The following is a 25,934-nucleotide window of genomic DNA, read 5'->3' on the forward strand; positions in this document are numbered from 1 at the left end:
GAAGTCTATAGCGGTATAGAGCGGTCGTCGGCAAAGGCTTGCAGCAGCGCCCGCATCGGCAGGCCATGCGCCGGCGCCATCAGATTGTCGTCGAAGAACGCTTCCAACTCGCTGAGCGGCAGTTCCGTCAGCATCGCCTTGACCGGGCCGATCGATGCCGGCGACATCGAGATCGAGCGGTAGCCAAGGCCGATCAGCGCCATCGCCGAGATCGGCTTGCCGGCAAGTTCGCCGCACAAGGTCACCGGCGTCTGGTTGCGAGCCCCGGCATCGGCAATTTGCTTCAAAACACGCAGGAACGGCGTCGACAGCGGGTCGAAGCGGTCGGACAATTGGGTGTTGCCGCGGTCCACCGCCATGACGAACTGGAACAGGTCGTTCGAGCCGACCGAGACGAAATCGACCGCCTTCATCAACTCGTCGAGCTGGAACAGCAGCGACGGCACCTCCAGCATCGCCCCCACCTTGAGGCTGGTCGGCAAATGATGGGCAAAGCGCGACAAATGCCGGACCTCGCGGTCGATGATCTCGCGCGCCTGCGCGATCTCGCCGAGTTCCGTCACCATTGGCAGCATCAGTTTCAGTTCGCGTCCGCCGCACGCCTTGAGCAGCGCGCGGATCTGGGTGCGCAGCAATCCTGGCCGGTCGAGCGTCAGGCGGATGGCCCGCCAGCCGAGAGCCGGATTTTCCTCCTGGATCGAGCCCTTGAAATAGGGCAGCACCTTGTCGCCGCCAATATCGATGGTGCGGAACGTCACCGGCTTGTCGCGCGCCGCCTCGAGCACGTCACGGTACAAGCGCTCCTGGGCTTCCGCGCGCGGAAAGGTCGAGGCGACCATGAATTGCAGCTCGGTGCGGAACAGGCCGATGCCGGCCGCGCCCGCTTCGGCCAGTTGCGGCAGGTCGACCGCCAGCCCGGCATTCATCAGAAGGTCGACCTGGACACCGTCCTTGGTCACCGACGGCTTCTTGCGCAGCTCGCGGTAGACCTCCTGCCGGCGCGCCCGGAAACGCACTTTCTCGGCATAGGCCGCCTCGAGGTCGGGCTGCGGGCGCAGATGGATCGCGCCTTCCTCGCCGTCGACGATGATGGCATCGCCGTTTTCCGCCATGGAAACGGCGCCCTTCATCTGGCCGGCGACCGGTATGCCCATGGCCCGCGCCACGATGACGACATGGCTGGTCGCGGCGCCGTCCTCCAGTACCAGCCCGCGCAGCTTGTCTCTGGGATAATCGAGCAGCTCCGCAGCACCCATCGAGCGGGCGACGATGATGGCGTCCTTGGGCAGCGAGGCCGCGACGTCCTCCGGTCCGCGCCCCATCAGCTGCCGCAGCAGCCGATTGGCGAGATCGTCGAAATCGCTCATCCGTTCGCGCAGATATGGATCGGTCATGTGCAGCATGCGGGCACGCATGTCGCTCTGCACCTTTTCGACCGCCGCTTCGGCGGTCAGGCCGTTGCGGATCGCCTCCTCGAGCCGGCGCACCCAGCCGCGGTCGTTGGCGAACATGCGATAGGCTTCGAGCACCTGGCGATGCTCGCCCTCGAAGGCGACGTCGCGGCGCTCCAGCATGTCGTCGATGGAGAGCCTGAGCGAGCCGAGCGACGCGTCGAGCCGCCTGACCTCTTCCTCGCTGTCCTCGTTGAAAAGATTGGTGACGACGATGCGCGGCTCGTGCAGCACCACATGGCCGAGACCGACGCCTTCGTTGAAGGATAGGCCGGTAAAGCTTACCGGGCGGCGCAGATCGAGCTCGAGGCCGGGCCTTGTCAGCCGCTCCAGATCACCGGTGGCGATCATCTCGGCGATCACCATCGCCGTTGTTTCCAGCGCCTCGACCTCGTCGTCGCGATAATGGCGCATGGTCTTGTTCTGCACGACCAGGACGCCGAGTGTCCGCCCTGCCCGCAGCACCGGCACGCCGAGGAAGGAATTATAGATTTCTTCCCCTGTCTCCGGCAGGTAGGCGAAGGCAGGATGCTCCTGTGCATTGGAGAGGTTGAGCGGCCGCGCCGAGGCCGCGATCGTGCCGACCAGGCCTTGGCCCAGCCTGAGCTGCGCCAGGTGGACGGCGTTCGGGTTCAGGCCTTCGGTGGCGTAGAGTTCGAGCACCGAATCGGCGCGCAGCACATAGAGCGAGCAGACCTCGGCAACCATGTTGGAGGCGATGTCGCGCACGATTCGGTCAAGCCGCTCCTGCGGCTCCAGCGGCTCTTGCATGAGCTCGCGGAGCCGTTTCAGCAAAACGCGCGGGCCACTGGCCGAATCACGCATCGCGGCTTCTTCTCCAATAGCGTTTCAACCGGTGCAGGTTGCCCTGCACAGCGGCACAAACGCAACAACTCAATTAGAGCGCCATCGTCCAATTGGACGCATAAAGACCGCTCCAAGATTTTCGATCCGCTGCATCCTGCCTTTCGAAAATCGATTCCGATTTTCGGGCCGATGCAGTCCGCTACTGCTTATCCAGACCGTACACGGAATGCAAAGTGCGAACTGCTAGTTCCGTATAGGGACCGTCGATCAGGATCGAAATCTTGATTTCGGACGTCGTGATGGCGCGGATGTTGATCGCGCGGTCGGCCAGCGCCTTGAAGGCGGTGGCGGCGACGCCGGCATGGCTGCGCATGCCGATGCCAATGACCGAGACCTTCGACATGCCGGCTTCCGACTGCACCACGTCGTAGCCGATCGTCGCCTTCAGCCGCTCGAGCACGGCGAGCGCCTTGTCGACGTCGCCGGATGGCACGGTGAAGGTCATGTCAGTGAACTTGCCGTCCTCGGAGATATTCTGGACGATCATGTCGACATTGATGTTGGCCTCGGCCAGCGGCCCGAAAATGCCGGCGGCGACGCCCGGCCGATCGCCGACGCGGCGCAACGAAATCTGCGCCTCGTCCTTGGCGTAGGCAATTCCGGTGACGACCTGCTGTTCCACGATCTCTTCCTCGTCGCAAATAAGCGTTCCCGGCGGATTAAGCAAATCCCCCATTCCTGGTGCGTCGGGATCGTCGAAGGACGACCGCACGAAAGTACGCACCCTGTGCACCATGGCAAGCTCGACCGAGCGCACCTGCAGGACCTTGGCGCCGAGCGAGGCCATTTCGAGCATTTCCTCGAACGAAATCTTGGCCAGCCGCCGCGCCTTCGGCTCGATGCGCGGATCGGTCGTGTAGACCCCGTCGACATCGGTGTAGATATCGCAGCGGTCGGCCTTGACCGCTGCCGCGATGGCGACAGCGCTGGTATCGGAACCGCCGCGGCCGAGCGTTGCGATCCGGTTGTCCGGCCCGATGCCTTGGAAACCGGCGACCACCGCCACCTGGCCTTCGCCGAAGCGCTTGATCAGGAATCCGCCGTCGATATCGAGAATGCGCGCCGCGCCATGCGCGTTGTCGGTCTTGATCGGGATCTGCCAGCCTTGCCAGGAGCGGGCATGCACGCCGATATTCTGCAGCGCGATCGCCAGCAAGCCGGCAGTGACCTGCTCGCCGGACGCGACTACGGCGTCATATTCACGCGCATCGTGCATCGGCGAGGCCTCGCGCGTCCATTGCACGAGCTCGTTGGTCTTGCCGGACATCGCCGAGACCACGACGGCGACCTCATGGCCGGCGTCGACCTCGCGTTTGACATGACGCGCCACATTGCGGATGCGGGCGATGTCGGCGACGGAGGTTCCGCCGAATTTCATCACGATGCGCGCCATAGAAGCGAAATGCCTTTGACTGGATGCCGGACCGGAGGCCGAAAAGCGGAAAAATGCGCCAAGCTGTGGCCGGGCGCTCAATGCGCGGCCTCCTTAGCCAAATGATAGCGGTTTCGCAAGGCGGTGAGGATTCCGTCGCCTTGCCCCGTCCATCAACCAGATTTCAAGCCACGCTCTTGGTGAGTTTTGGCTTTTGCTGCTCGACACGGGCGAGACCCGCTCCGGCGATGACGCGGTCACGGCCCTCAGCCTTTGCCTGATACAAAGCGCGATCCGCGGCATTGACGATCTCCGCCCATGAGGCGCCGAGCTCCGGGAAGGCGGCGACCCCGAACGACGCGGTGATGGTGCCGAGCGTGCGGCCGCGATGCGTGACATGCAGCTGCTTAATCGCCTTGCGCAACGCTTCGGCGCGATCGGCGCCATCGGACAGTGACGTTCCCGGCATCATCAAGGCAAATTCCTCGCCGCCGTAGCGCGAAACCACGTCGCTTTCCCTGACATGGTCGACCAGCGTGGCGGCCACCTGCTTGAGGACGAGATCCCCCGCTTCGTGGCCGAACGTATCGTTGAACTGCTTGAAATGATCGACGTCGAGCATGATCAACGTCAGCGGCTGCTCGGCACGTTCCAGGCGCCTGAGCTCGCGGCTGCTGGTCTCCTCGAGGTAGCGGCGATTGTAGAGCCCGGTGTTGGGATCCCGGATCGACTGCTGCCGCAACGTCTCGCGCAGACGCAGATTGGCAAGCGCCAACGCCAGCGTATCGACGACGCCACGCAGTATCTGCTGCCGTTCGGCAAGCCACTCCGGCTTGTCAACGGCATTCGGCTCGCACAGATGCAGGATGCCAAGTGTCTCTCCCTGCGCTGCTAGAGGCATACAGACATAACCGCGGCCGCCATTTTCGGTGATGTGGTTGCAGCGCGGCGTCAGCATGCCTGGACCGGCGACGTGCTCCTGGCCGCGCCGCAGCGCCCAACAATCTTCCGGTCCGAACTGGCCGACGCTCGACCGGATGGTGCCCCAATGCGCCATCTCCTCCACCAGGTTGCGCGACGCACTGGTCAGATGAACGGTTCCGCTCAATCCGCCGAAGAAATCAGGCATGGCGGAGCCGACGACGGAAAATGCCTCGTGAAAAGTGACGCAGGCCTGAAGCAGTTCGCCGAGCTTGACCAGGCGGGTCGTGGCCTCCGATGTCTCTTTCAGTTCACGATTGAGCCTCGCCAGTTCTTCGGCACGATCGTGCACCGCCCGCTCGGCACTGCGCAGGTCGCTGATGTCGCTGAGCGTCAGCACGATGCCGCCATCGGCGCGGTTGAGCGGATTGCAGCTGACGACCACGGGCAAGGAGGTCCCATCCGGTTTTGCCAGCCTCACCTCATTCTGGTGGCGGCGGCCGGTGGTCATGGCCAGTTCGACCGGAGATGTTCCCGACGCGGGCTTGTCTCCCGACGGCCCCCGGATATCCAGGGCCGACTGCCAGTCCTGCCCCACGACCTTGTCGCTGCGCCGCCCGATGATCTCGGCTGCCGCTGGATTGACGGACACGACCTGACCCTTGCCGTCGATGACGGCGATGCCTTCGGCAACGGTCTGGACGATGTCTTCGATGTAGGCCTTCTGATCGACAAGTTGAGCGCGCGAGGCTTCGATTTCGGAGGCCATAGTGTCGAACCCTTGCGCCAACTGTCCGAACTCGTCATCGGAGGTGCGGCCGATACGGGCCCCAGCGTCGCCGCGCGCCAGCGATTCGATGCCGCGGTTGAGACCAGCAAGGCCTTTACTGAAGCCTCGCAACAACAGGAAGGCGGAGGCCGCCGCGATCAGCACGGCTGCCGCGGTACACAGGCCCACAAGCCACAACATATCGTTCGTGCGCTGCTGTGCGGCACGCAGCAGCGGCGTATACTCGAACAGGACGGCGCCGACGATCTTGCCGGGTGCATCCTCGATCGGCACCGCAACCAGGTCAATCGGGTCGGCCACGTCGGCACTGGCCTCGACGAAGTTGCGCGGCACGCCGTCGTCAATCGTCCGGGCGATTTCATTGCCGGGATCGTAGTCGAACGTCGTGCCGATATTTTGCTCTTCTCCCGGAACGTCGGCGAAAATAACCTTGTTTTTGTCTACGATGACGAGATCGCGTTTCGAGCGGCCGTGCTGCAAAGTCACGAATTCGCGGAGCCCATCGGGTCTCTCGAATAATGAACGCGGCGCGTCCGATGCCCTGAAGGCAATAGTTTCGGCCAACTGCCGTGCGACGCTTGTCGCCTCGGCCAGCGCCACGGATTTGGTCAGCGATATCTGCGAGATGATCGCAACGCCGCCGACCAGGCCGATCAAGGCCACGGCGCTGAACAATGTCGCGACTATCTGGGTTCTTATGCGCACCGGGCTGCCCCTACTCGGACAGCAATCTAAATGCCAAACACTGACCCAACGTTAAGAAACCGCCAATATCGTAAATTTGCCGTTAAGCCACACCGGCCAGCTGCACTCCCAACGTGGGCGGTTCAGCCCGTCCGCACGATGGCCTGCCACAGGCGCGGATAGTCGAGGACGAAACCGAGCGGCGAGACCTCCAGTGTCTCGTGGTAGCCGAACATCGGGGCGGCATAGGCGTAATGTGCAGCATCGACGCGCTGATAGGTTTGCTCGAGGCGAACGAGCCTGAGTTCGGGAAATGTCAGATAGGCTGCCGGCGCGGGCGTCGCCATACCGACATCGAGGGCAAAACGGCGAAGCGCCAAAAGGTTTGTGGCGGGCGTGAAGCCGAGATCGACATCGATGAGACCGTCGACTTCCGCTTGATGCTCGCCGTTCAGCGTCCATTGGCGCTCGGTCAGCCGGTCGATCCTGTAATGCAGCTCTTGCGTGCCGAGAAAGCCGTCGGCGCGCGCCGATCGTGTATGCCAATCGGCGTCGCAGTCCGCCTCGTAGGCGATGCTGCACGGCTCGCCGTCCTCGACGAAAAGCGCGTGTCCCCTGAGGTTCCACCCGGAACTCGCTTCCGACAGAAGGCAAGCGTCGTGGCCTTCCTGGTCAAGCCGGCGCCAAAGAATGGAAGCAACCGCTCGCATCATTGCGCACTCCTCCGAACCCGATGTCTCTGCTTCGTCCGTCAAGCCTAGGCGTTTCCTTCCGGCACACCATCAACTGACACGTGCTGACACAAATGCACCGGCAAAAGGCGGCGCCGGAAGGCATCGCGCGCATCGCACCGCCGGCGGTGAATTTCGCGCCTTGACATTCGCAGCCTCGCGCCCGACTTCCTAGCGTCCGAGGAGACCACGCCATGCCAGAGCCCCGACGATCGACGATCGATGCCGGAGAGGTGGAACGCTTTTCCGCCCTTGCCGCCGAATGGTGGAACCCGAACGGCAAGTTCCGCCCGTTGCACAAGTTCAACCCGATCCGGCTTGCCTATATCCGCGACCAGGTGGCGGCCCGCTTCGGCCGCGATCCGCGTGCGGCACGGCCGTTCGAAGGCCTGCGCTTCCTTGACATCGGCTGCGGCGGCGGGCTTTTGTGCGAGCCGATGGCGCGGCTTGGCGCCGAAGTGGTCGGCGCCGATGCCTCCGCCACCAACATCGAAGTGGCCAAGCTGCATGCGGCGGAAGTCGGCGTGAGCGTGGATTATCGCGCCACGACCGCGGAAGACCTTGCCGATGCCGGCGAAAAATTCGACGTCATCCTCAACATGGAAGTGGTCGAGCATGTCGCCGATGTCGATCTGTTCCTGGCCAAATGCGGCGAGATGGTAAAGCCCGGCGGCATCATGTTCGTCGCCACCATCAACCGCACGCTGAAGGCCCTGGGGCTGGCCATCATCGGCGCCGAATATGTGCTGCGTTGGCTGCCACGCGGCACCCACCAGTTCGGCAAGCTGGTGCGCCCCGAGGAACTGGAAAAGGCGCTTGCCGGCGCCGGCCTGACCGTCATCGACCGTACCGGCGTCACCTACAACCCGCTCGCCGACCGCTGGCAGCGCTCGAAGGACATGGACGTCAACTACATGGTGCTGGCGGAGAAGGCATCCGTCTGAAGCTTACGCCTTCTGGCCCCTATGGCCTCTGGCTTTGCGCCTTGGTGGTGATGAACACGCCGGCGGTGATGATGACGGCACCGGCCCAGGTCAGCAGTTGATAGCGCTCGCCGAGGAAGAGCGTCCCGGCAAACAGCCCGACCGCCGCCGCGACATAGCCGATCTGGCTGAGATAGACCGGGCCGCCGACCGCTTGCAGGCGGAAGAAGAAGGCGAACATCGCCGAGGCTGATGCCACCTGTGCCGCGGCGACCAGCGGCACGCCGCCGAGCGAGCCGAATGCATTGCCGCCAAGCAGGACCAGAATGCCGGCAACCAGCATCAAGGCTGCTGCCAGATGGCTGCCGACGGCGAGCTCGATCGGGCCGGTGCCTTCGGGCCAGTCGACGGTGCGGTAAATGTTGCCGGCGGCGAGGCTGACCGGGATGAGCAGGCCCATCGCAACCCAGAAAAATTCGGCCGGCTGGCCCGCTTCGCCGCGCGTCACCGCCACCATGACTGCGCCGACGAAACCGACGACTATGCCGACGATGCCCAGCATGGTCGGGCGCCTGACGCCGAGCAGCATCGAGAACACCAGCGTGACGACCGGCGACAGCGTGAACATGATGCCGCTGTAGCCGGCGCCCAGATGCGGAATCGCTGAAAACATCAGCAGATTGGGGATTGCATATGAGACGGCCGCGGTGACGAAGAAATAGCGCAGCCTGTGCGGCGTAAGCCGCATGCGCTTCCCGTTGAGCAGCAATGCGCACAAAAGCACGCCGCCGGCACCAAGCGAGATGACGAAGGCCCAGACCATGGCGGCCACGCCGGCCGCCGTCGCGATCTTGCCGAACGGCAGCGTCAGGCCGAGCAGTCCACCGGTGACGACCAGAAGGCCAAGCGCCGAGTCCCAGAGAAATTTCATCGCACCGTCCCGTCGCCCGTTCGCGGCCCTTGGCCTACACCAGAAGCTGAGGTAAGATAAGGTAAAGATTCTTCACGTCAAGATACATAACGGTGAGAGACATGGATCGCGCAGCAAAAGCGATCGGGCAATGGAAAAAGGAACGGCCGGATCTCGATGTCTCGCCGATGGCCGTGCTCGGACGGTTGAACGAGGCCGCCTCGCTGATCGCACGAGAGCGGCTAGCGCCGCTGTTTGCAAGTTACGGGCTGCAATCCGGAGAATTCGATGTGCTGGCGACGCTGCGTCGTTCCGGGCCGCCATACGCGCTGACGCCGACGGCTCTCTACGAGGCGACGATGGTAACGTCGGGCGCGATGACCAACCGCCTCGATCGGCTCGAGAAATCCGGCCTGATCAAGCGCGGGCCGCACCCCGACGATCGCCGCGGCATTGTCGTGCAGCTGACTAAAAAGGGTCTGGCGTTGATCGACGAGGCGGTTACCGCTCACGTCGCCAACGAGCACCAGATACTTTCCGGCCTGATACGCCCGGAGCAGATCATGCTCGCACGCCTGCTCGAAAAACTGATAGCGAGCCTAGGCTAACCCAGGGCGGCCAAGAGGGCCGGCCGAGAGGGTGGAAAGCTTAAATCCTGGTCGCCGAGCCTCGTTTGGGCCGGCGAACAGCTCTGATCTTGCCGCTGTTTCCGCCGCCACAGAAAAACTGGTCGCCGCCATCGGATTCGAGCCCCGACACGCCTGTTCCCGGCGGCATATCGAGCTTCTCAAGGACCTTTCCCGTTTCAGGATCGATCCGCCTGACATCGCTCTCCTCACCCTCCCAGGTGCCATGCCATAGCTCGCCGTCGACCCAGCTGACGCCGGTGACGACGCGGTTGGAAACGATGGTGCGAAGGATTGCCCCTGTCTCGGGATCGACCTGATGAATCTTTCGGCCCCGATGCTGCCCGACCCAGAGCGTTCCTTCGGCCCAGGCGAGCCCGGAATCACCGCCATTGCCGGGCGCCGGGATCGTCGCCAGCACCTGGCCATTCTTCGGATCGATCTTCTGGATACGATCCTCGGCGATCTGATAGAGGTGCTGGCCGTCGAAGGCCGTCCCGGCGTGTGCCGCGACCTCGATCGAGCGCACCACTTTGCCGCTTGCCGGATCGAAGGCGTTCAATCTGTCGCCTGAGGCAAACCAGACATGCTCACCGTCGAAGGTAACGCCGTCCACGTGGTCGACACCCGGAAAGGGTCCATATTCTCGAAGGATTTCGGCTGCGGATCGTTCCATAATTCCATCCTAGTAGCCCGGCAGTGGGCCGGGGAGTAACAAGATTGTCGGGAAACCCGTCAGCGGCGGGGTCATCCAGCGACGCGCCCGTCCGCGGCCGAACGACTGCACCTTGCCGGCCTGGGCGAGCTGCTCGAGCGCTCGCTGCACGGTACGCGAACTGGCTCCAAGCGCAATCGACAGGGCCGAACTCGACCAAGATTCGCCGTCGGCGAGGAAGGCGAGCATGGCGGCATGCTCTTCTTCGACGGGTGGCGCCAGCACGACGACCTCACCTGCGCGGCGCGGGGCCAGCGCAAAGCCCCGCTTCGTCGCGCTCACATCCGCCAAGCTCCGAAGCTCCGCGCGAAGCCGCCCGACTTCGACCCGTAACCGAGCGCGATGTGATTCGTCCGCGTCCTTTCCGCGGAAAGCGCGCGCAATGAGCGTCGCTCTTGCCACGTCCCCCGGCCAGGCTTCGGCCAGCGCGCGGGCCAGCGCGAACAGCACCGGGCGGGTCGCCAGCGAGACGACGGTGTCTGCGACCCGCACCACATTGCGGCATGCATCCACCACGAGCGCCCCCGACGCCAGGAGCGCCTCGACTTCATCGAGCAGGAGGGGCCGTTCCCCGCCACGCGCGACAAGGCGTGCGGCCGGCGTGTCCAGCACCAGCGATGCGCTCTCCACCTCCGCGATCAGCGCGGGGATGCCGGACGCGCGCGCCGCCCGCGCCGCCAGGCCAAGCGCGGCGCGCGCAGGGCCGGTCCGCAAGCGGCGGATGGCGATGCCGGCGACAGCCAGCTCGTGGGCGGCCCGCGATGCCGGCGGCAGCGGCGAGGGATCGAAGCCGTCCAGCCTGCGCTCGGCTTCGTCGAGATGGCCGATCAGCAGCAGGCGCCGAACGTCGAGGTTGCGCGCATGCGCGGCGTTGACGCGGTCGCCATGCTTTTCGAGCGTCGCCCGTGCGGCGTCGAGTGCCTTGGCCGGCCAGGTAAGGTCGCGCGAGACGAGCGCGATCTCGGCCTCGGCGACGATACACCGCGCGCGGGCCACGGCCTCCCTCGGGCTGAATGCGCGCGCCGCCCTCTTGAGAAGAACCTTCGCCCGAACCAGGTCGCCAAGCTGCGCCATCGCGATACCGCGCAACGCCAGTGCCGGCGCATCGTCGCGCAGCGCAACCCGCTTCAAGGCGCCGAGCGGATCGCCCGTCGCCAGCGCATGCGCCGCGGCCGTGATCAGCGAGTCCATCGGAATCCCGTCACACTTGTCACTCCCATGGCTTCGATGCCCGGCGCTAAGTCCATCTCACCAACCAGTCGTATCGACAACGGCGACTGTAGCCAACCTGAGTTGCGGCGCGCCAACGCTCGAACACAACGATAAGCATTAGGAGAGACGCAATGAAGATCGAAGGTACAACCATCCTGGTGACTGGAGCCAACCGGGGCATCGGTCGGGCACTGGTCGAGGAAGCCCTGAGCAGAGGCGTAAAGCGCGTCTATGCCGCAACCCGCCAACCGATGGCTCATCCGGACCGGCGTGTGACGTCCCTGACCATGGATGTGACCAACGCTGCGCAGATCCGGGAAGCCGTCGAGAAGATCGATGCTCTCGATATCCTCATCAACAACGCCGGCGTATCGCCCATCGATGACCTCAGCGACCGTCGTGTGCTCGAACAACAGCTCGCCGTAAACCTCTTCGGCTCGTACGACGTTACCCAGGCTCTGCTGCCGTTGCTCGCCCGGTCGCGGGGAGCCATCGTCAACATTCTGTCGCTGGCCTCGATTGCCGCCGTGCCGTTCAGTCCGGCCTACTCGGTCTCGAAGGCGGCCTCGTTCTCGCTGTCGCAGTCGTTGCGCACCCTTTTGGCCGGACGGGGTGTCAGCGTCCACAGGGTCCTTCCCGGCCCGGTGGACACGGACATGACCCGGGGCCTGGACATCGCGAAAGCCTCTCCGGAGTCTGTCGCGCGCGCGATCCTGGACGGCGTGGAGAACGGCGAAGAGGAAATCTTCCCCGATCCCATGTCGGAATCCCTGGCGGAGGGCTGGCGCAGCAGTGCAGTCAAGGCGCTTGAACGCCAGTTTGCAGCCTATGCGGAAGCAAGCCCGTCAAGTGAAGCAAGCCCGTCAGGCAGTGGGTATGAAAGAAGCAGCGAAACGATTGCCCGCGAGCCCCATCCTTGCTGCTCGGCCTGAAATTGCGGACGCTTGTGCGGGGGGCGGCGGCATCGCCGCTCTGGGCGGAAGCGAATCCCCCACAAGCGAAACGGAGCATCATTTTCGCTTGTCGAAATGCGCTTCAGCTTCTTGTCGCCTGATACGCCTCTGATATCGCCGCCGGGCGAAAAAGACGATCAAGTCTGCCAGCCAACCTGGAGCATTGAGATGGAGCAAGGCATCACGCGCGCTATCAATTTGCCGACCATTCATCGCTACATTGGAAAAATCCGAAGGTTCCGTTTGTCGAGCTTCGACCCATTGACGAATACTCGCCCCGTCCGGCAGTTTCGCCGCAAAAGCCAGTTCACGTCTCATGCAAACCCACTCCACCCGGTGGCGCAATTCCTCCTCATAGCCAATGCCTCGCTGATGGAGACGCGCATGCGTCGCCTCATGCACTATCGCGCTGGCGATCTGGTCGGTCAGCGTGTGCTCGCCTAGAACAAATCGCCGATCAAGCTCGCAAGTCGAAGTCGATTTCACAAATTGCGCAACGGCACCTGGATTGATTGTAATCCAGATCCGTTTGAGATCGCGGACCAGGCGGCTATATCGAACAGGGTCAAATTCTTGAATCAATCGCAGCGCGGCGGCAACCTTATCTGCATCTTTCCCACCGCTCTCGCCATTATAGAAAATTGGCAACCCATCGATCGTTCTCTTGTCGATCGACTTTATAGCCAACCAGCTGAAAACACGGATCACTATCTCTGAACTACGCCGCTTTTCAGTCTTCTCCGGATGGGGCAAGACTTTCCTCAGTTGCGGTCGTCGGGGAAGCTTGGAATAGGCATGAACTCGACGCCGTCTTCGGCCAGGCTCTTGGCCTCGTCTAGCGTCGCCTCGCCATAGATACCGCGCGGATCGCTTTCACCGAAATGGATCTTGCGCGCTTCCTCGGCGAATTTGTCGCCGACATAGTCGGCATTCTCGCGCACCTTGTCGGCCATGGCCTTGAGCTGCACCAGCGCCTGCTTCTGCGCCTCGCCCATGGCCAGCGCGATGCTTTCGCGCTTGCGCCCGGTGGAGACGGCAGGCGCCATCAGCGCCTTGTCGACCTTGTGCGAGCCGCAGGCCGGGCAGTCGACGAAGCCGCGCTTCTTCTGGGTGTCGAAATCGTCGTTGCTGCGGAACCAGGCTTCGAATTCGTGCTCGTGTTCGCAGATCAGGGAAAAGCGGATCAAGAGGCGGCACCCCTGAGACGCGGCGCCTGCGCCGAACCGGCGTTTACGGCAAAATCGCGTGCGTTTTTGAGATTCGGTATCTTTTTGCGCGCAGCGACTGACTGCGCCGGGTCGATCTCGGCGACGATCACCGCCGGCTCGTCATGCGCCGCCTCGGCGATGACGCGGCCCCAGGGATCGACGATCAGCGAATGGCCATAGGTTTCGCGGCCGTCCTCGTGCACGCCGCCTTGCGCGGCGGCAACGACATAGGCGCCGTTCTCGATGGCACGCGCCCTGAGCAGCACGTGCCAATGCGCTTCGCCGGTCTGGCGGGTGAAGGCGGCGGGCACCGAAAGCAGATCGGCGCCGGCCAGCGCCTCGGCACGGAACAGCTGCGGAAAGCGCAGATCGTAGCAGACGGCAAAGCCGAGCTTCGCGCCATTGATTTCGGCGACGACGGCCTCGGTGCCTGGCTCATAGGCGGCGGATTCGCGCCAGCTCTCGCCTTCGTCGAGATCGACGTCGAACATGTGGATCTTGTCGTAGGTGGCAATCGTGGCGCCGTCCGGCCCGAACAGAAGGGCGCGGTTGGCAAGCTTGCCGTCGGCGCGCAGAATGGCGGTCGAGCCGATATGCAGGAAAATGCCGAGCTCGCTGGCCAGCCGCCGCGACGTCGAGACGACGATGTCCTTGTCTTCGGAGGTGAAGGAAGCGGCCCGCGCCTGGCTGTCCCGGATCAGCGCGCCGGTCATTTCCGGCGTCTGGATATAGGTCGCGCCAAGGCCTGCTGCCTCGCGCACCAGCCGTTCCAGATCGACCGCATTGCGCTCCGGGCTGGTTCCCGAACGCATCTGGATCGCCGCCGCCTTGAAACCACCCATCGTCATGTCCTTATCTGGCCGAGCCGTTGGCGAGCAATTTGTCCAGCCGTCCTTCCGCCTCCAATTCGTGGAGATCGTCGGAGCCGCCGACATGCGTGTCGCCGATGAATATCTGCGGAAAGGTGGAACGGCCGTGAGCGCGGGAGATCATCTCCTGGCGCAACTCCGGCGAAAAGGAGGCGTCGTGCTCGGTGTAGGCGACACCCTTCCTGTCGAGCAGCCGCTTGGCCGCGGTGCAATAGCCGCACATCATCCGCGTGTAGATCGTCACATCGACCATCGGTCAGCAATCCTGCCTCGTTCCTAGGCTATATAGGCGCCGATTCGTCGGCCCGAAAGTCCCCCGGCAGCACACGCGCGAAGGTCAGTACGTCGACCGCGCCGGCACCGCCCTTCTTCAACGCCTTGGCGACCGCGCGGACGGTGGCGCCGGTGGTGTAGACATCGTCGATCAGCAGCACCCGGCGGCCGGCGATTTCGATCTCCGCGTCATCAGGCACTTTGAATGCGGCGCGAACATTTTCCTCGCGTTCCCGCCGCTCAAGCCCGACCTGCTGGCGCGTGAGTTTGACGCGCCTGATGGCTGATGGCGCGAAAGGCCGCTCCCCGAGCTGCGCCACCGCCCGCGCCAGTTCCGCCGACTGGTTGAACTGCCGTCGGAAGAAACGCCGCCAGTGCAGCGGCACCGGCACGACCACATCGGCCTCGGCGATGAGTTCGGCACCGGCGCGAAGCATCCAGCGCGCCATCCACGGCGCCAGATCGGTGCGGTCCTGGTATTTCAGCCCTTGCACCATCTGGCGGGCAACGCCGGAATAGGCAACCGCCGCCCGCGCGCGTTCGAACGGCGGCGGGTCGGCTATAGCCTCCGCCGACAGGAAACCCTCACCCATATTGTGGGTGAACGGCGTGCCCATCACCGGGCACCATGGCCGTTCCAGCAACCTGAGTTTCGGCCAGCAGGCGCCGCACAACACGCCGGGCTGCGAGACATGGCGGCGGCAGCCGGCACAGACCGGCGGGAACAAGAGGCGCGCTGGCCAGCCCAATGCCTTGCGGGCAATGCTCTTGATCGCAATACGCTTGATCTCTGGCATGGGATCGGCCACGTGGTTGGTCCTCCGCATCACTATATCAGAGAGCGAAGCACAAGGACCTGCCAATTGCAGCCTGTAATTGACACCTCGCTCTGGCTGGCGCGCAAGCGCCGGGCACTGACCCGTCCCATCGCCGGCGCGGATTTCCTCATGCGGCGGGCGGCCGAGGATCTTGCCGACCGGCTCGGCGCCGTCGAACGCAGGTTCGGCAAGGCGGCCTCATTGTTTTGCCAGACGCCGGCAGCAGCAGAGGTGCTCGCCGAAAGCGGCAAGGTGACGGAAAACGTGCGCGTCGAGGCCGACGCCGCTTTCCTGGGTGGCCAGCCAGGACTGTTGGCGCCGTTGGAAACCGTGCCATTCGAGCCGGAAAGCCTCGACCTCGCAGTCTCGCTGCTGTCGCTGCAGGCGATGAACGACATTCCCGGCATGCTGGTGCAGGTCCGCCGGGCGCTGAAGCCGGACGGGCTTTTCCTCGGCGCCTTCGCCGGCACAGGCACACTCTCCGAACTGCGCGAAAGCCTGCTTGCCGCCGAGACCGAACTCTATGGCGGCGCCAGCCCGCGTGTGATCCCGTTCACCGACGTCCGCGATGCCGGCGCGCTGCTGCAGCGCGCCGGCCTGGCACTGCCGGTTGCCGACGTCGAGACGATCACGGTGCGCTACGATTCGCTATTTGGCCTGGTCGCCGACCTGCGCGCCATGGGCGAGACCAGCGCGCTTGTCGACCGCAGCAGGCGACCGGGCACGCGAGCGCTGTTCGCGCGCGCCGCCGAAATCTATGCGGAGCGGTTTTCGGATGCCGATGGCCGCGTCAGGGCGAGTTTCTCGGTGGTCTGGATGTCAGGCTGGGCGCCCGATGCCTCTCAGCAAAAGCCGCTGAAGCCGGGCTCCGCAAAAATATCGCTGAAGACAATCCTGGAAAACCCCGGCGGCCCCTGAGCGCATCCTTGCGCAAAAGCTAAGCGTATCCCACGCAAAAGCTAAGCGGGTCACTGTGCAAAGGCGTTGGCAAGCTTGCTGCTGTTGTCGCTGAACAACCACTGGATGGCGCCGGCAGCCTGGCCAATACCAGCGACAATGGCAAGCGACAGCACGGCGACGATCAAACCATATTCGATAGCCGTCGCACCCCTCTCGTCTTCTAGAAATCGTTGCAGCAAGATTTTCATGGGCGCCCATCCCTCTTGCCCGAACCTAGCGCCGACCCGTTAAGAAAGGTTAATGCGACAGGCTTAACGCGCGGTGAACCAGCTGCATTCTAGGAAACAGCCGAATCCTAGAGATCTGTTGAGGAGTCAGCAGTCGCCGCTGCTTCTGCCATCGGCCCGTATAACGCAGACCGAACTGGGCAGCGGCTGCAGCACGCTCTTGCGTAGCGTATAGCTGTCGCGCTGGCCGATCGAGCCGGTGCTCATCGTATCAAGCCCGTCGCGGGCAAACTGCGAGCGGGTCCGGCTGTCGAGGTAGGGCGTCGCGATCAAGGCCAGAGCCACCGCGGCCGAGCCGAACAAGAGGGCGATGCGCAATATTCCCATGCCGGCATTGGCGGCGCCAGGAAGGCGGTCCGGCCAAGGCGAGTCCCGGTCCTTTTCAAGGCTCATGCCAATCGCTCCCCAGCGGTGGAATCGGCGTAACCGCCTAGCGTCAATTTTTCACGGTCAGATAAATCTTTCATTAACGCTGCTGCCAGCGCGTTGCGGCGCTGCCCGATTTACGGCAGGTCGGCCGTTACAGCAGATCGATGAGGAACTGGATCAGCGGGGCATCGGCCGGCGGCATTGGAAAATCGCGCATCTGGCGCGGCCGCACCCATTTCAGCACCTGGCCTTCCTTCGGCTGGGCAATGCCGCGGAATCGACGGCAGACGAACAGCGGCATCAGCAGGTGAAAATCATCGTAGGAATGGCTGGCGAAGGTGAGTGGCGCCAGGCAAGGGATGTCGGTTTCGATGCCGATCTCCTCGTACAATTCGCGGATCAGGCATTGTTCCGGCGTCTCACCGGGCTCGACCTTGCCGCCCGGAAACTCCCACAGGCCGGCGAGTTGCTTGCCTTCGGGCCGCTGCGCCAAAAGCACGCGCCCGTCGGCATCGACCAGCGCGCAGGCCGCGACCAGGAGCAGGCGTTTGCCGATCGTATCCAAGCCGCTCATGCGCCGGGTGGCCGGCGATAGCGATAGCGATAGACTTCGTCGAATCCGAGCGAACGGTAGAGCGCCAGCGCCGGCGCGTTGTCCGCCTCGACCTGCAGCCAGGCTTCCCGCGCCCCGCGCAGCCGCGCCCATTTCAGCGCCGACCGGATGAGATGGCGGCCATGGCCCTGGTTGCGCACCGACCTGTCGGTGGCGATCTCGAACAGGCCGGCAAGGTCGCCGTCATGCACGCAGATCAACGTTGCCAGCGGTTCGCTGCCGGCCTCCAGCGCAAACAGCCCGGCCTCCGGCTGGATGGCGCCGATGATCTCCGACAGGCCCGGCCGCAGCGACACATCCGAGCCGCTCACCTTGAGCGCCGCGCCGATGAAACGGCTGATGTCCTTCAACGGAATCTGGTCCATGGCGTCGTCGAGCGTGGCGTCCGCCAGCGGCAGCCGCATGACCAGCGACTCCGCGAATGTGCTCCAGCCTTCGCCGTCGAGGTACTTTGAGAGATCCGGCCCCGACAGCGGCGAGATGCGAAAGGTCAGCGGCCTGCCATAGGCGTCGAAGCGGCGGCTGGCACGGCCGATGCGCTCGGCAATGTGCTGGATGTCGCCCGGATCGAGCGGATTGACCGAGTTCAGCCGCTTGGCCGGGTGGCCGGCCGTCAGCCGAACCACCCAGGTGCCGTCATAATGGACGGCGGCCGCCGGCCAGGCGCGAAAGCCGGCCGCCTCATAGCGGCGCACGATCGCCAACACGCTTGCCGGATGTCTGGAAGCCAACGCCATCAGCTCCGATAATCGCCGTTTATGGCGACATATTCCTTGGTGAGATCGCAGGTCCACACCGTCGCCTTGCCGCGGCCGATGCCGATATCGGCGCGGATGCGGATCTCGTCGCGCTTCATATACGCCGAAGTCGCCTTCTCGGAATAGGCGGCGTCGCGCTCGCCCTGATAGGCCAGGCGGTTGTCGCCGAACCAGATCGACAGAAGGTCGCGGTCGGCCGGTTCGCCGGCCTTGCCGACGGCCATGACGACGCGGCCCCAATTGGCGTCCTCGCCGGCGACTGCCGTCTTGACCAGCGGCGAATTGGCGATCGACAGCGCGATGCGCTTGGCCGAGCGGGCCGATTTGGCCCCGGTGACGGTGACCTCGACCTGCTTGCGGGCGCCCTCGCCGTCGCGCACCACCTGCAGTGCCAGCGATTTCAGCACCTTGCCAAGGGCACGGCGGAAGGCGCCGAGGCGCGCATCCTTGGGGTCGGAAATTGCCGGCGCGCCACGCCTGGCGGCAGCACCCGTGGCGAACATCAGCAGCGTGTCGCTGGTCGAGGTGTCACTGTCGACTGTAACCGCGTTGAAGGTCTTGGCCGTGCCACGCGACAGGAGGTCCTGCAGCACGGGTGCTGCGATCGGCGCATCGGTGGCGATGAAGGAAAGCATCGTCGCCATGTCGGGCGCGATCATCCCGGCCCCCTTGGCGATACCGTTGATGGTGACGTCGGCATCGCCGAGCTTGACCGTCGCGGTCGCCAGTTTGGGATAGGTGTCGGTGGTCATGATCGCCTTGGCGGCTTCGGTCCACAATTCCGGCTTGCCGTCCTTGACGAGACCGGCCAGCAGATGGCTGAACTTGCCGGCGTCGAGCGGTTCGCCGATCACGCCAGTCGAGGCCAGGAACACCTCGCCCGCTGTGCAGTCGGCCGCTTTCGCCGCCACCTCGCCCGTGAGTGCCGTCGAGGCGCGGCCTTTCTGGCCGGTAAAGGCATTGGCATTGCCGGAATTGACGACCAGCACGCGTGCTTTGCCAGCCACGAGGTTCTGCCGGCAGAAATCAACTGGCGCCGACGGGCATTTCGACCTGGTGAACACGCCGGCGACGGTGGTGCCGGCGTCGAACACCATGGCCAGCAAGTCGGTGCGGTTCTTGTATTTTATGCCGGCCTCGGCGGTGGCGATGCGCACGCCCTCGATCACCGGCATCTTGGGATATTTCTTCGGCGCGAGCGGCGAAACCTGTGTGGACATGGAAGACCCCGGGCGGGAAAAATCGCGAAAGGAACGCCGGTTTGCCCGATAGCACGCGCTGGCGCAAGGCGTTTCACAGCCGTTACGGGTGCCGGAAGCCTGACACCGCCTCATGCAGCAAGCAGGCTGTTGCAAATTTGTTGGCGTCGCTGCGACCGATAGCGCTATGATCCTGCCCCATGGGCAGGCTTGTGGTCTTGGCACTGGCGTTTCTGGGCTTTCTGCTGCTGCGCGCCGATGCGCAGACGGCGCGGCGCGTGGCGCTTGTGGTCGGCAACGGCAGCTACGCCGAAGCCGGCACGCTGGCCAATCCCGTCAACGATGCGCTCGACATCGCCGACAAGCTGCGCGCCATCGGTTTCGAGGTGATCGAAGGCAACGATCTCGGCAAGCGCGAGCTCGAACGCAAGATCGGCGAATTCTCCGATGCGCTGCAGGGTGCCGGTGCCGGGCTGTTCTATTATGCCGGCCACGGCCTGCAGGTCGACGGGCGCAACTTCATCGTGCCGGTCGACGCCCGGCTGGACATGCCGGTCAAGCTGCAGCTCGAGGCGGTGCCGATCGACGAGGTTCTCGACATCATGGAGCAGCAGACCAAGGTCAGCCTGGTCTTCCTCGATGCCTGCCGCAACAACCCGTTTGCCCGAAGTCTCAGCCGCAGCACCACGACGCGCTCGGCGACGGCTCTCGCCGGTCTTGCCCAGTTCGAGTCGACACGCGGCTCGTTCATCGCCTTCTCGACGGCGCCCGGCGCCGTCGCAATGGACGGGACGGGGCGCAACTCGCCCTTTGCGGCGGCACTTTTGCGGCATATGGCCGAGCCCGGACAGAGCATCAACGACATGATGATCGCGGTGCGCCGCGACGTCGTTTCCGCAACGCGCGAGGCGCAGCGTCCCTGGGAGCAGGGGTCGCTGCTCGAGCGTTTCGAATTCGTTCCGGGCGCAGACACTGCCCAGCAACCGAAACCGGCCGTCAGCCCGGCTCCCGCGTCGCAGGTGGCTGCGCTCGAACGCTCCGTCGGCGACAAGAGCGCCATCGAGCAGTTTCTGCGCCAGGACTATCTGGCGCCTGATGCCAGGAGAATGCGCGAAACCGTCAAGCGGCTATACGGTTCGTCGGCCATCATCTACGGCACGCGCTACGACAGCGAGGCGATCGTCAAGGTCAAGACCGACTGGTTCGCGCAATGGGCATCGTGGTCGTTCGGTCTCGAGCCCGGCAGCCTTGAGGTGACGCCGCACGGCCAGGACCGTGCCGACGTGGTTTTCGCCATGCGCTACGACTATGTGCCGAAGGACAAATCGGCGCAGCGCCTGACCGGCAAGGCGCGGGTGACGCTGGAACTCGTGCTCGCCGATGGCGCGTGGCGCGTTGCGTCGGAAACGTCGCAAGCGCTGGAATGAACATCAGCGGACCGCTGGGTTGATGAACCCGCGAAACACCCGCTGCACGCCCGGAATCAGCCCCCAGATCATGATCGAGACCATCAGCGGCGCGATGACCAGCGTGCGCTGCCAGATTTGCCATTCCTGCGTCAGCGGAAAAACCACGTACAAAATGGCAGTGATCAGCGGATACACGCCGAGCAGCACCAGCAGGGCGAAGCGCAGGCGCGAAAAGCGGGTCACGGCGGTCGAGTTCATCAAACTCTCCTTATCGTTACGGAACGTTCCGTTACATATAAAACGGATCGTTCCGTTTCGTCAAGAGTTGTATATGATGGCTGCTGAAATCGCGGGTAAGGAAGAAGAGATGGGCGAAATCACCGATCCCGGGCGCAAGTCGGCTGGCGCACGGCGCAGCCCGGAAAGCGCCGATGCCATTCTCGATGCCGCCGAGGCGGTACTGGTCGAAGCCGGCTATTCCGGCTTCTCGATCGAGGCGGTGGCGCGCCGCGCACGCGCCGGAAAACCGACGATCTATCGCTGGTGGCCAAGCAAGGCCGCCTTGCTGCTCGATGTTTACCAGCGGCAAAAGCGCGTCGACAATCCCGATACCGGGAACCTTGCGGAGGATCTCGTCGGCTTCCTGAAGAGCTTGTTCGCGCATTGGCGCGACACATCGTCGGGCAGCGTGTTCAGATCGCTGATTGCCGAGGCGCAGTCGGACGAAAAAGCCGCCGCCGCCCTCGCCGAATACGCAAGAGGGCGTCGTGTCCATACCGGCCAGATGGTCGAACGCGCCAAGGCAAGGGGAGAGATAGCTGCCGACGTCGATGCCACTGTCGTCGCCGACTTGATCGCCTCGTTTGCCTGGGCGCACCTTCTGACAGACCGCCTGGACGAGGACGAGGCGATCTTACGCAGGGCGGTCGGCTATGTCTTGAAAGGCATCGTCGCTGAGGATGCCGGCGACGCCACGGCGGTCCGGCGGCGGCGTCGACGCATCATCGCTCGCCCTACCAAATAGAAGCGACAGGGCGGCAGCGCGCCCTGTCGTAGCCCAATCTGGCCTATTTGGCGCTTTCCAGCGCGTCGACCGTCTTCTTCAGGTTCGCATCGGGGATGTCGACCTTGGCGTTGGCGCGCAGCGACTTGACCAGCGCGAAATACTTGTCGCGGATGACCGCCTGGCGCGCCTGGTCCTTGACCTGGTCGAACGCCGGCGGCTGCTTGGTGCGCTTGTCCTCGACCTTGATGACATGCCAGCCGAACTGCGACTGCACCGGCTGGTCGGTATATTTGCCGACCGCCAGCGCAAACACCGCCTTGTCGAATTCCGGCACCATCTGGCCAGGTCCGAACCAGCCGAGATCGCCGCCGCTGGTCTTGCCGCTCGGATCGCTGGTGTGCTCGTTGGCAAGCTTCTGGAAGTCGGCGCCGCCGTCGAGCTGCTTGATGATGGCGTCTGCCTCCTCCTTCGTCTTCACGAGGATGTGACGGGCGTGCACCTCATTGGTGGGCGGCGTGTTGGCGATTTCCTGGTCGTAGCGGGCGCGGACCTCGGCATCGGTAACCTTGTCGACGACGCCCTTCTCGACCATTTCGCCATGCAGCGCGCGCTGCTGCAGGAAGGCCATGCGGCGCTGGAAGTCGGGATCCTTGTCGAGGCCGGTGGTCACCGCCTGAGCCGCCATCACGCGGATTTCGATCGCCGCCGAAAGCGCCGCGGCGCGGCGCTGCTCGGGCGGAAGCTGCGCGAACTGCTGCGACAGCTCGCCCTCGGCAAGCCCAAGGTCTGCCTCGGTCAGCGTCTGGCCGTTGATGGTGGCGACCACGGCGTTCGGATCGACCGGCTTGGCCGCCGGAGCGGGTGCTGCCGGCTGGGCAGGGGCGGCTTCCTGTGCCATCAGCGGCGACAGCGAGAGGGCCGATAGCCCGAATGCCAGACCAAGGCTGGCGAGCGACGCGCGGCGGAACAATACTGACATTACGATTATCTCCAAAGCGGGGTAGCTAGAGCGGAATGGCTTCCAGACCAGCAAGATTGTGGCGGAATTTGGCGCGGTCGACAGGGCGAGCGCGGCGTTGACATCGAATGAGCCCCCTCTTATCTGTCCAACGACTTTGCGTCCAGAACCGTTTTCCGGGCGCTTTTTGCGTTTGTCCGCGTTCACGTTGAGTTGATGGGGCCAGCCGGCGCCCGTCGCAATGACTTGGAATGCTATCGAAAGGGCCATTGGATGGTCAGTCTCGGCGGTCTCGCCCGTAAGGTTTTCGGCTCCTCCAACGATCGTCGGGTCAAATCGACCCGGCCGCGCGTCGAGGCGATCAATGCCATGGAAAACGAGATGCGGGCGCTTTCCGACGCCGAGCTTCAGGCCCGCACGGACAAATTCCGCCAGGACATCGCCAACGGCGCCAGTCTCGACGACCTCCTGGTGCCGGCCTTCGCCACCGTGCGTGAGGCCGCCCGCCGCGTGCTCGGCATGCGGCCGTTCGACGTGCAGCTGATCGGCGGCATGGTGCTGCACAATGGCGGCATCGCCGAGATGCGCACCGGCGAAGGCAAGACGCTGGTGGCGACGTTGCCGGTCTACCTCAACGCGCTCGCCGGCAACGGCGTGCATGTCGTCACCGTCAACGACTATCTGGCCACGCGCGACTCCGAATGGATGGGCCGCGTCTACAAATTCCTCGGCCTCAAGGTCGGCGTCATCGTCCACGGCCTGTCCGACGAGGAGCGCCGCGTCGCCTACGCCGCCGACGTCACCTACGCCACCAACAACGAGCTCGGCTTCGACTATCTGCGCGACAACATGAAATACGAGCGCGCCCAGATGGTGCAGCGCGGTCACAGCTACGCCATCGTCGACGAGGTCGATTCCATCCTGGTCGACGAAGCGCGCACGCCGCTGATCATTTCCGGTCCGCTCGAGGACCGTTCGGAAATGTACAACACCATCGACACCTTCATCATCCAGCTGCAGCCGCAGGACTACGAGATCGACGAGAAGCAGAAGACGTCGATCTTCACCGAGGAAGGCACCGAGAAGCTGGAGAACATGCTGCGCGATGCCGGCCTGCTCAAGGGCGAGTCGCTCTACGACGTCGAGAACGTCGCCATCGTCCACCACGTCAACAACGCGCTGAAGGCGCACCGGCTGTTCCAGCGGGACAAGGACTACATCGTACGCAACGGCGAGATCGTCATCATCGACGAGTTCACCGGCCGCATGATGCCCGGCCGCCGCTATTCGGAGGGCCTGCACCAGGCGCTCGAAGCCAAGGAGCATGTGGCGATCCAGCCGGAGAACCAGACGCTCGCCTCGGTCACCTTCCAGAACTATTTCCGCCTCTACAAGAAGCTCGCCGGCATGACCGGCACGGCGCTGACCGAGGCCGAGGAGTTCGCCAACATCTACAATCTCGACGTCACCGAGATTCCGACCAACCTGCCGGTCATCCGCATTGACGAAGACGACGAGGTCTACCGGACGGTCGAGGAGAAATACAAGGCGATCGTCAAGGAGATCAAGGAAGCCCGCGCCAAGGGCCAGCCGACGCTGGTCGGCACGACTTCCATCGAGAAGTCCGAGCAACTGGCCGAGCGCCTGCGCAAGGAAGGTTTCAAGGATTTCGAGGTGCTGAACGCCCGCCACCATGAGCGCGAGGCGGCGATCGTCGCCCAGGCCGGCAAGCCCGGCGCCATCACCATCGCCACCAACATGGCCGGCCGCGGCACCGATATCCAGCTCGGCGGCAATGCCGACATGCGCATCGCCGAGGAGCTTGGCGACATGCCGGCCGGCCCCGAGCGCGAGGCCAGGGAAAAGGAAATCCGCGACGACATCGCCCGGCTGAAGGAAAAGGCGCTCGCCGCCGGCGGCCTCTACGTGCTCGCCACCGAACGCCATGAATCGCGCCGCATCGACAACCAGTTGCGCGGCCGCTCGGGCCGCCAGGGCGATCCCGGCCGCTCGAAATTCTTCCTGTCGCTGCAGGACGACCTGATGCGCATCTTCGGCTCCGAGCGCATGGACGGCATGCTGCAGAAGCTCGGCCTCAAGGAAGACGAGGCGATCATCCACCCCTGGATCAACAAGGCGCTGGAAAAGGCGCAGAAGAAGGTCGAGGCGCGCAACTTCGACATCCGCAAGAACCTCTTGAAATATGACGACGTCTCCAACGACCAGCGCAAGGTGGTGTTCGAGCAGCGCATCGAGCTGATGGACGGCGAGGGCCTGTCCGAGACCATCACAGAGATGCGCGAAGGCGTCATCGAGGAGATCGTCGCCAAGAACATTCCCGAAAACGCCTATGCCGAGCAGTGGAACGTTGCCGGCCTCAAGGCCGAGATCGCCGAATTCCTCAATCTCGATCTGCCGGTCGAGAACTGGGTCAAGGAAGAAGGCATCGCCGAGGACGACATCCGCGAGCGCATCAGCCAGGCCGCCGAGGCCGCCGCCAAGGAACGCGCCGAGCGCTTCGGCCCCGACGTGATGACCTATGTCGAGCGCTCGGTGGTGCTGCAGACGCTCGACCATCTGTGGCGCGAGCACATCGTCAATCTCGACCATCTGCGCTCGGTCGTCGGCTTCCGCGGCTATGCGCAGCGCGATCCGCTGCAGGAGTACAAGGGCGAGGCGTTCGAGCTGTTCCAGGCGATGCTGGGCAATCTGCGCCAGGCTGTCACCGCGCAATTGATGCGCGTCGAACTGGTTCGCCAGGCGGCCGATGCGCCGCCGCCCGAGGCGCCCGACATGTTCGGCAGCCATATCGACGGCTTCACCGGCGAGGACGATTTCGAAGGCGGCGAGACGGCCGTTCTGGTCCGCCAGGAGACCAACGCCATCGTCGCCCCCGAAGATCGCGACCCGAAGAACCCGGCGACCTGGGGCAAGGTCGGCCGCAACGAGGCTTGCCCCTGTGGGTCGGGCAAGAAATACAAGCATTGCCATGGGGCGTTTGCGTAAGGCACTGCTTTCCTTCGCCCCGTTCACGGGGAGAAGGTGCCCGAAGGGCGGAGCCAGCGTTTGCGATTAGCCAATCTCCCCACCTGAGGGGGAGATGGCCGGCAGG

Annotated in this window: 26 protein-coding genes; 7 read left to right on the forward strand and 19 right to left on the reverse strand. The window is 64.2% G+C overall.

Annotation, left to right across the window (positions count from 1 at the left end; translation table 11 throughout):
* Positions 1-5 precede the first annotated feature (5 nt).
* The 4 genes from ptsP to NKH16_RS08925 form a co-directional block, all read right to left on the reverse strand.
* Complete coding sequence (gene ptsP, locus NKH16_RS08910; protein WP_352453081.1) at positions 6-2,276, reverse strand: phosphoenolpyruvate--protein phosphotransferase; 2,271 nt, start codon at positions 2,274-2,276, stop codon at positions 6-8.
* Between the two features lie 181 nt (positions 2,277-2,457).
* A complete protein-coding gene (locus tag NKH16_RS08915) occupies positions 2,458-3,711 on the reverse strand; it encodes an aspartate kinase (RefSeq protein WP_352471486.1) in 1,254 nt (417 codons plus the stop codon).
* Between the two features lie 163 nt (positions 3,712-3,874).
* Complete coding sequence (locus NKH16_RS08920; protein WP_352743871.1) at positions 3,875-6,106, reverse strand: sensor domain-containing diguanylate cyclase; 2,232 nt, start codon at positions 6,104-6,106, stop codon at positions 3,875-3,877.
* A 122-nt stretch (positions 6,107-6,228) separates the two neighbouring features.
* The gene (locus tag NKH16_RS08925; protein WP_352743869.1) at positions 6,229-6,798 is read right to left on the reverse strand and encodes a putative glycolipid-binding domain-containing protein; all 570 of its coding nucleotides are present in this window, start codon (positions 6,796-6,798) and stop codon (positions 6,229-6,231) included.
* A 212-nt stretch (positions 6,799-7,010) separates the two neighbouring features.
* Between NKH16_RS08925 and ubiG the strand changes: the two genes are divergently transcribed.
* Positions 7,011-7,760: a bifunctional 2-polyprenyl-6-hydroxyphenol methylase/3-demethylubiquinol 3-O-methyltransferase UbiG gene (ubiG, locus tag NKH16_RS08930; protein WP_254816707.1), complete on the forward strand. Its 750-nt coding sequence runs from the start codon at positions 7,011-7,013 to the stop codon at positions 7,758-7,760.
* 19 nt (positions 7,761-7,779) lie between these two features.
* Here the strand turns inward: ubiG and NKH16_RS08935 are convergent, their stop codons facing one another.
* On the reverse strand, positions 7,780-8,670 hold the full coding sequence (locus NKH16_RS08935) for a DMT family transporter (protein ID WP_352471318.1): 891 nt from the start codon (positions 8,668-8,670) through the stop codon (positions 7,780-7,782).
* Between the two features lie 101 nt (positions 8,671-8,771).
* Between NKH16_RS08935 and NKH16_RS08940 the strand changes: the two genes are divergently transcribed.
* Positions 8,772-9,257: a MarR family winged helix-turn-helix transcriptional regulator gene (locus NKH16_RS08940; protein WP_352633862.1), complete on the forward strand. Its 486-nt coding sequence runs from the start codon at positions 8,772-8,774 to the stop codon at positions 9,255-9,257.
* A 40-nt stretch (positions 9,258-9,297) separates the two neighbouring features.
* Here NKH16_RS08940 and NKH16_RS08945 read toward each other — a convergent pair whose 3' ends face one another.
* Positions 9,298-9,951: a Vgb family protein gene (locus NKH16_RS08945; protein ID WP_352743865.1), complete on the reverse strand. Its 654-nt coding sequence runs from the start codon at positions 9,949-9,951 to the stop codon at positions 9,298-9,300.
* 9 nt (positions 9,952-9,960) lie between these two features.
* A complete protein-coding gene (locus tag NKH16_RS08950) occupies positions 9,961-11,181 on the reverse strand; it encodes a helix-turn-helix domain-containing protein (protein WP_352743864.1) in 1,221 nt (406 codons plus the stop codon).
* A 152-nt stretch (positions 11,182-11,333) separates the two neighbouring features.
* Here NKH16_RS08950 and NKH16_RS08955 point away from each other — a divergent pair, with 152 nt between their 5' ends.
* Positions 11,334-12,134 carry an SDR family NAD(P)-dependent oxidoreductase gene (locus NKH16_RS08955; protein ID WP_352743862.1) on the forward strand — a complete coding sequence of 267 codons (801 nt, stop codon included), beginning with the start codon at positions 11,334-11,336 and terminating at the stop codon, positions 12,132-12,134.
* Between the two features lie 78 nt (positions 12,135-12,212).
* Here NKH16_RS08955 and NKH16_RS08960 read toward each other — a convergent pair whose 3' ends face one another.
* From NKH16_RS08960 to NKH16_RS08980, 5 genes are read right to left on the reverse strand one after another with little or no spacing between them, the layout of a single operon-like run.
* Positions 12,213-12,908, reverse strand: coding sequence for a hypothetical protein (locus NKH16_RS08960; protein WP_352743860.1), 696 nt, complete (start codon positions 12,906-12,908; stop codon positions 12,213-12,215).
* Positions 12,909-12,916: 8 nt separating this feature from the next.
* Positions 12,917-13,342, reverse strand: coding sequence for a DUF1178 family protein (locus tag NKH16_RS08965; RefSeq protein ID WP_352743859.1), 426 nt, complete (start codon positions 13,340-13,342; stop codon positions 12,917-12,919).
* Entirely contained in the window at positions 13,339-14,205 is an 867-nt protein-coding gene (locus NKH16_RS08970; RefSeq protein ID WP_352821679.1) for a carbon-nitrogen hydrolase family protein, read from the reverse strand. Before NKH16_RS08970 ends, NKH16_RS08965 begins: the two co-directional genes overlap by 4 nt.
* A gap of 10 nt (positions 14,206-14,215) precedes the next feature.
* Positions 14,216-14,485, reverse strand: a complete 270-nt coding sequence (gene grxC / locus NKH16_RS08975; RefSeq protein ID WP_352743855.1) for a glutaredoxin 3 — start codon at positions 14,483-14,485, stop codon at positions 14,216-14,218.
* 28 nt (positions 14,486-14,513) lie between these two features.
* A complete protein-coding gene (locus NKH16_RS08980) occupies positions 14,514-15,314 on the reverse strand; it encodes a ComF family protein (RefSeq protein ID WP_352743853.1) in 801 nt (266 codons plus the stop codon).
* Between the two features lie 54 nt (positions 15,315-15,368).
* On the opposite strand from NKH16_RS08980, the gene NKH16_RS08985 reads away from it, so the two are divergent.
* Entirely contained in the window at positions 15,369-16,241 is an 873-nt protein-coding gene (locus tag NKH16_RS08985) for a methyltransferase domain-containing protein (protein WP_352453067.1), read from the forward strand.
* Between the two features lie 50 nt (positions 16,242-16,291).
* On the opposite strand, the gene NKH16_RS08990 is transcribed toward NKH16_RS08985, so the two are convergent.
* The 5 genes from NKH16_RS08990 to argJ form a co-directional block, all read right to left on the reverse strand.
* Entirely contained in the window at positions 16,292-16,471 is a 180-nt protein-coding gene (locus NKH16_RS08990) for a Flp family type IVb pilin (protein WP_352453066.1), read from the reverse strand.
* A 126-nt stretch (positions 16,472-16,597) separates the two neighbouring features.
* Positions 16,598-16,903: a hypothetical protein gene (locus tag NKH16_RS08995; protein ID WP_352743852.1), complete on the reverse strand. Its 306-nt coding sequence runs from the start codon at positions 16,901-16,903 to the stop codon at positions 16,598-16,600.
* A 127-nt stretch (positions 16,904-17,030) separates the two neighbouring features.
* Entirely contained in the window at positions 17,031-17,453 is a 423-nt protein-coding gene (locus NKH16_RS09000) for a (deoxy)nucleoside triphosphate pyrophosphohydrolase (protein WP_023677979.1), read from the reverse strand.
* Positions 17,450-18,229 carry a GNAT family N-acetyltransferase gene (locus NKH16_RS09005; protein WP_352743850.1) on the reverse strand — a complete coding sequence of 260 codons (780 nt, stop codon included), beginning with the start codon at positions 18,227-18,229 and terminating at the stop codon, positions 17,450-17,452. Before NKH16_RS09005 ends, NKH16_RS09000 begins: the two co-directional genes overlap by 4 nt.
* On the reverse strand, positions 18,229-19,470 hold the full coding sequence (gene argJ / locus NKH16_RS09010; protein WP_352899092.1) for a bifunctional glutamate N-acetyltransferase/amino-acid acetyltransferase ArgJ: 1,242 nt from the start codon (positions 19,468-19,470) through the stop codon (positions 18,229-18,231). The genes NKH16_RS09005 and argJ overlap by 1 nt, the downstream gene beginning before the upstream one ends.
* A 179-nt stretch (positions 19,471-19,649) precedes the next feature.
* Between argJ and NKH16_RS09015 the strand changes: the two genes are divergently transcribed.
* On the forward strand, positions 19,650-20,876 hold the full coding sequence (locus NKH16_RS09015) for a caspase family protein (protein ID WP_352743849.1): 1,227 nt from the start codon (positions 19,650-19,652) through the stop codon (positions 20,874-20,876).
* A 3-nt stretch (positions 20,877-20,879) separates the two neighbouring features.
* Here the strand turns inward: NKH16_RS09015 and NKH16_RS09020 are convergent, their stop codons facing one another.
* Positions 20,880-21,116 carry a putative antibiotic biosynthesis monooxygenase gene (locus NKH16_RS09020; RefSeq protein WP_352621682.1) on the reverse strand — a complete coding sequence of 79 codons (237 nt, stop codon included), beginning with the start codon at positions 21,114-21,116 and terminating at the stop codon, positions 20,880-20,882.
* 109 nt (positions 21,117-21,225) lie between these two features.
* Between NKH16_RS09020 and NKH16_RS09025 the strand changes: the two genes are divergently transcribed.
* Entirely contained in the window at positions 21,226-21,882 is a 657-nt protein-coding gene (locus tag NKH16_RS09025; RefSeq protein ID WP_352743888.1) for a TetR/AcrR family transcriptional regulator, read from the forward strand.
* A gap of 43 nt (positions 21,883-21,925) precedes the next feature.
* Here the strand turns inward: NKH16_RS09025 and NKH16_RS09030 are convergent, their stop codons facing one another.
* Positions 21,926-22,843: a peptidylprolyl isomerase gene (locus NKH16_RS09030; RefSeq protein WP_352456658.1), complete on the reverse strand. Its 918-nt coding sequence runs from the start codon at positions 22,841-22,843 to the stop codon at positions 21,926-21,928.
* A gap of 252 nt (positions 22,844-23,095) precedes the next feature.
* Between NKH16_RS09030 and secA the strand changes: the two genes are divergently transcribed.
* Complete coding sequence (gene secA, locus NKH16_RS09035) at positions 23,096-25,828, forward strand: preprotein translocase subunit SecA (RefSeq protein ID WP_352503207.1); 2,733 nt, start codon at positions 23,096-23,098, stop codon at positions 25,826-25,828.
* Positions 25,829-25,934: the final 106 nt, after the last annotated feature.

This window comes from Mesorhizobium sp. M1307 (genome assembly GCF_040318155.1).
Lineage (GTDB): Bacteria > Pseudomonadota > Alphaproteobacteria > Rhizobiales > Rhizobiaceae > Mesorhizobium.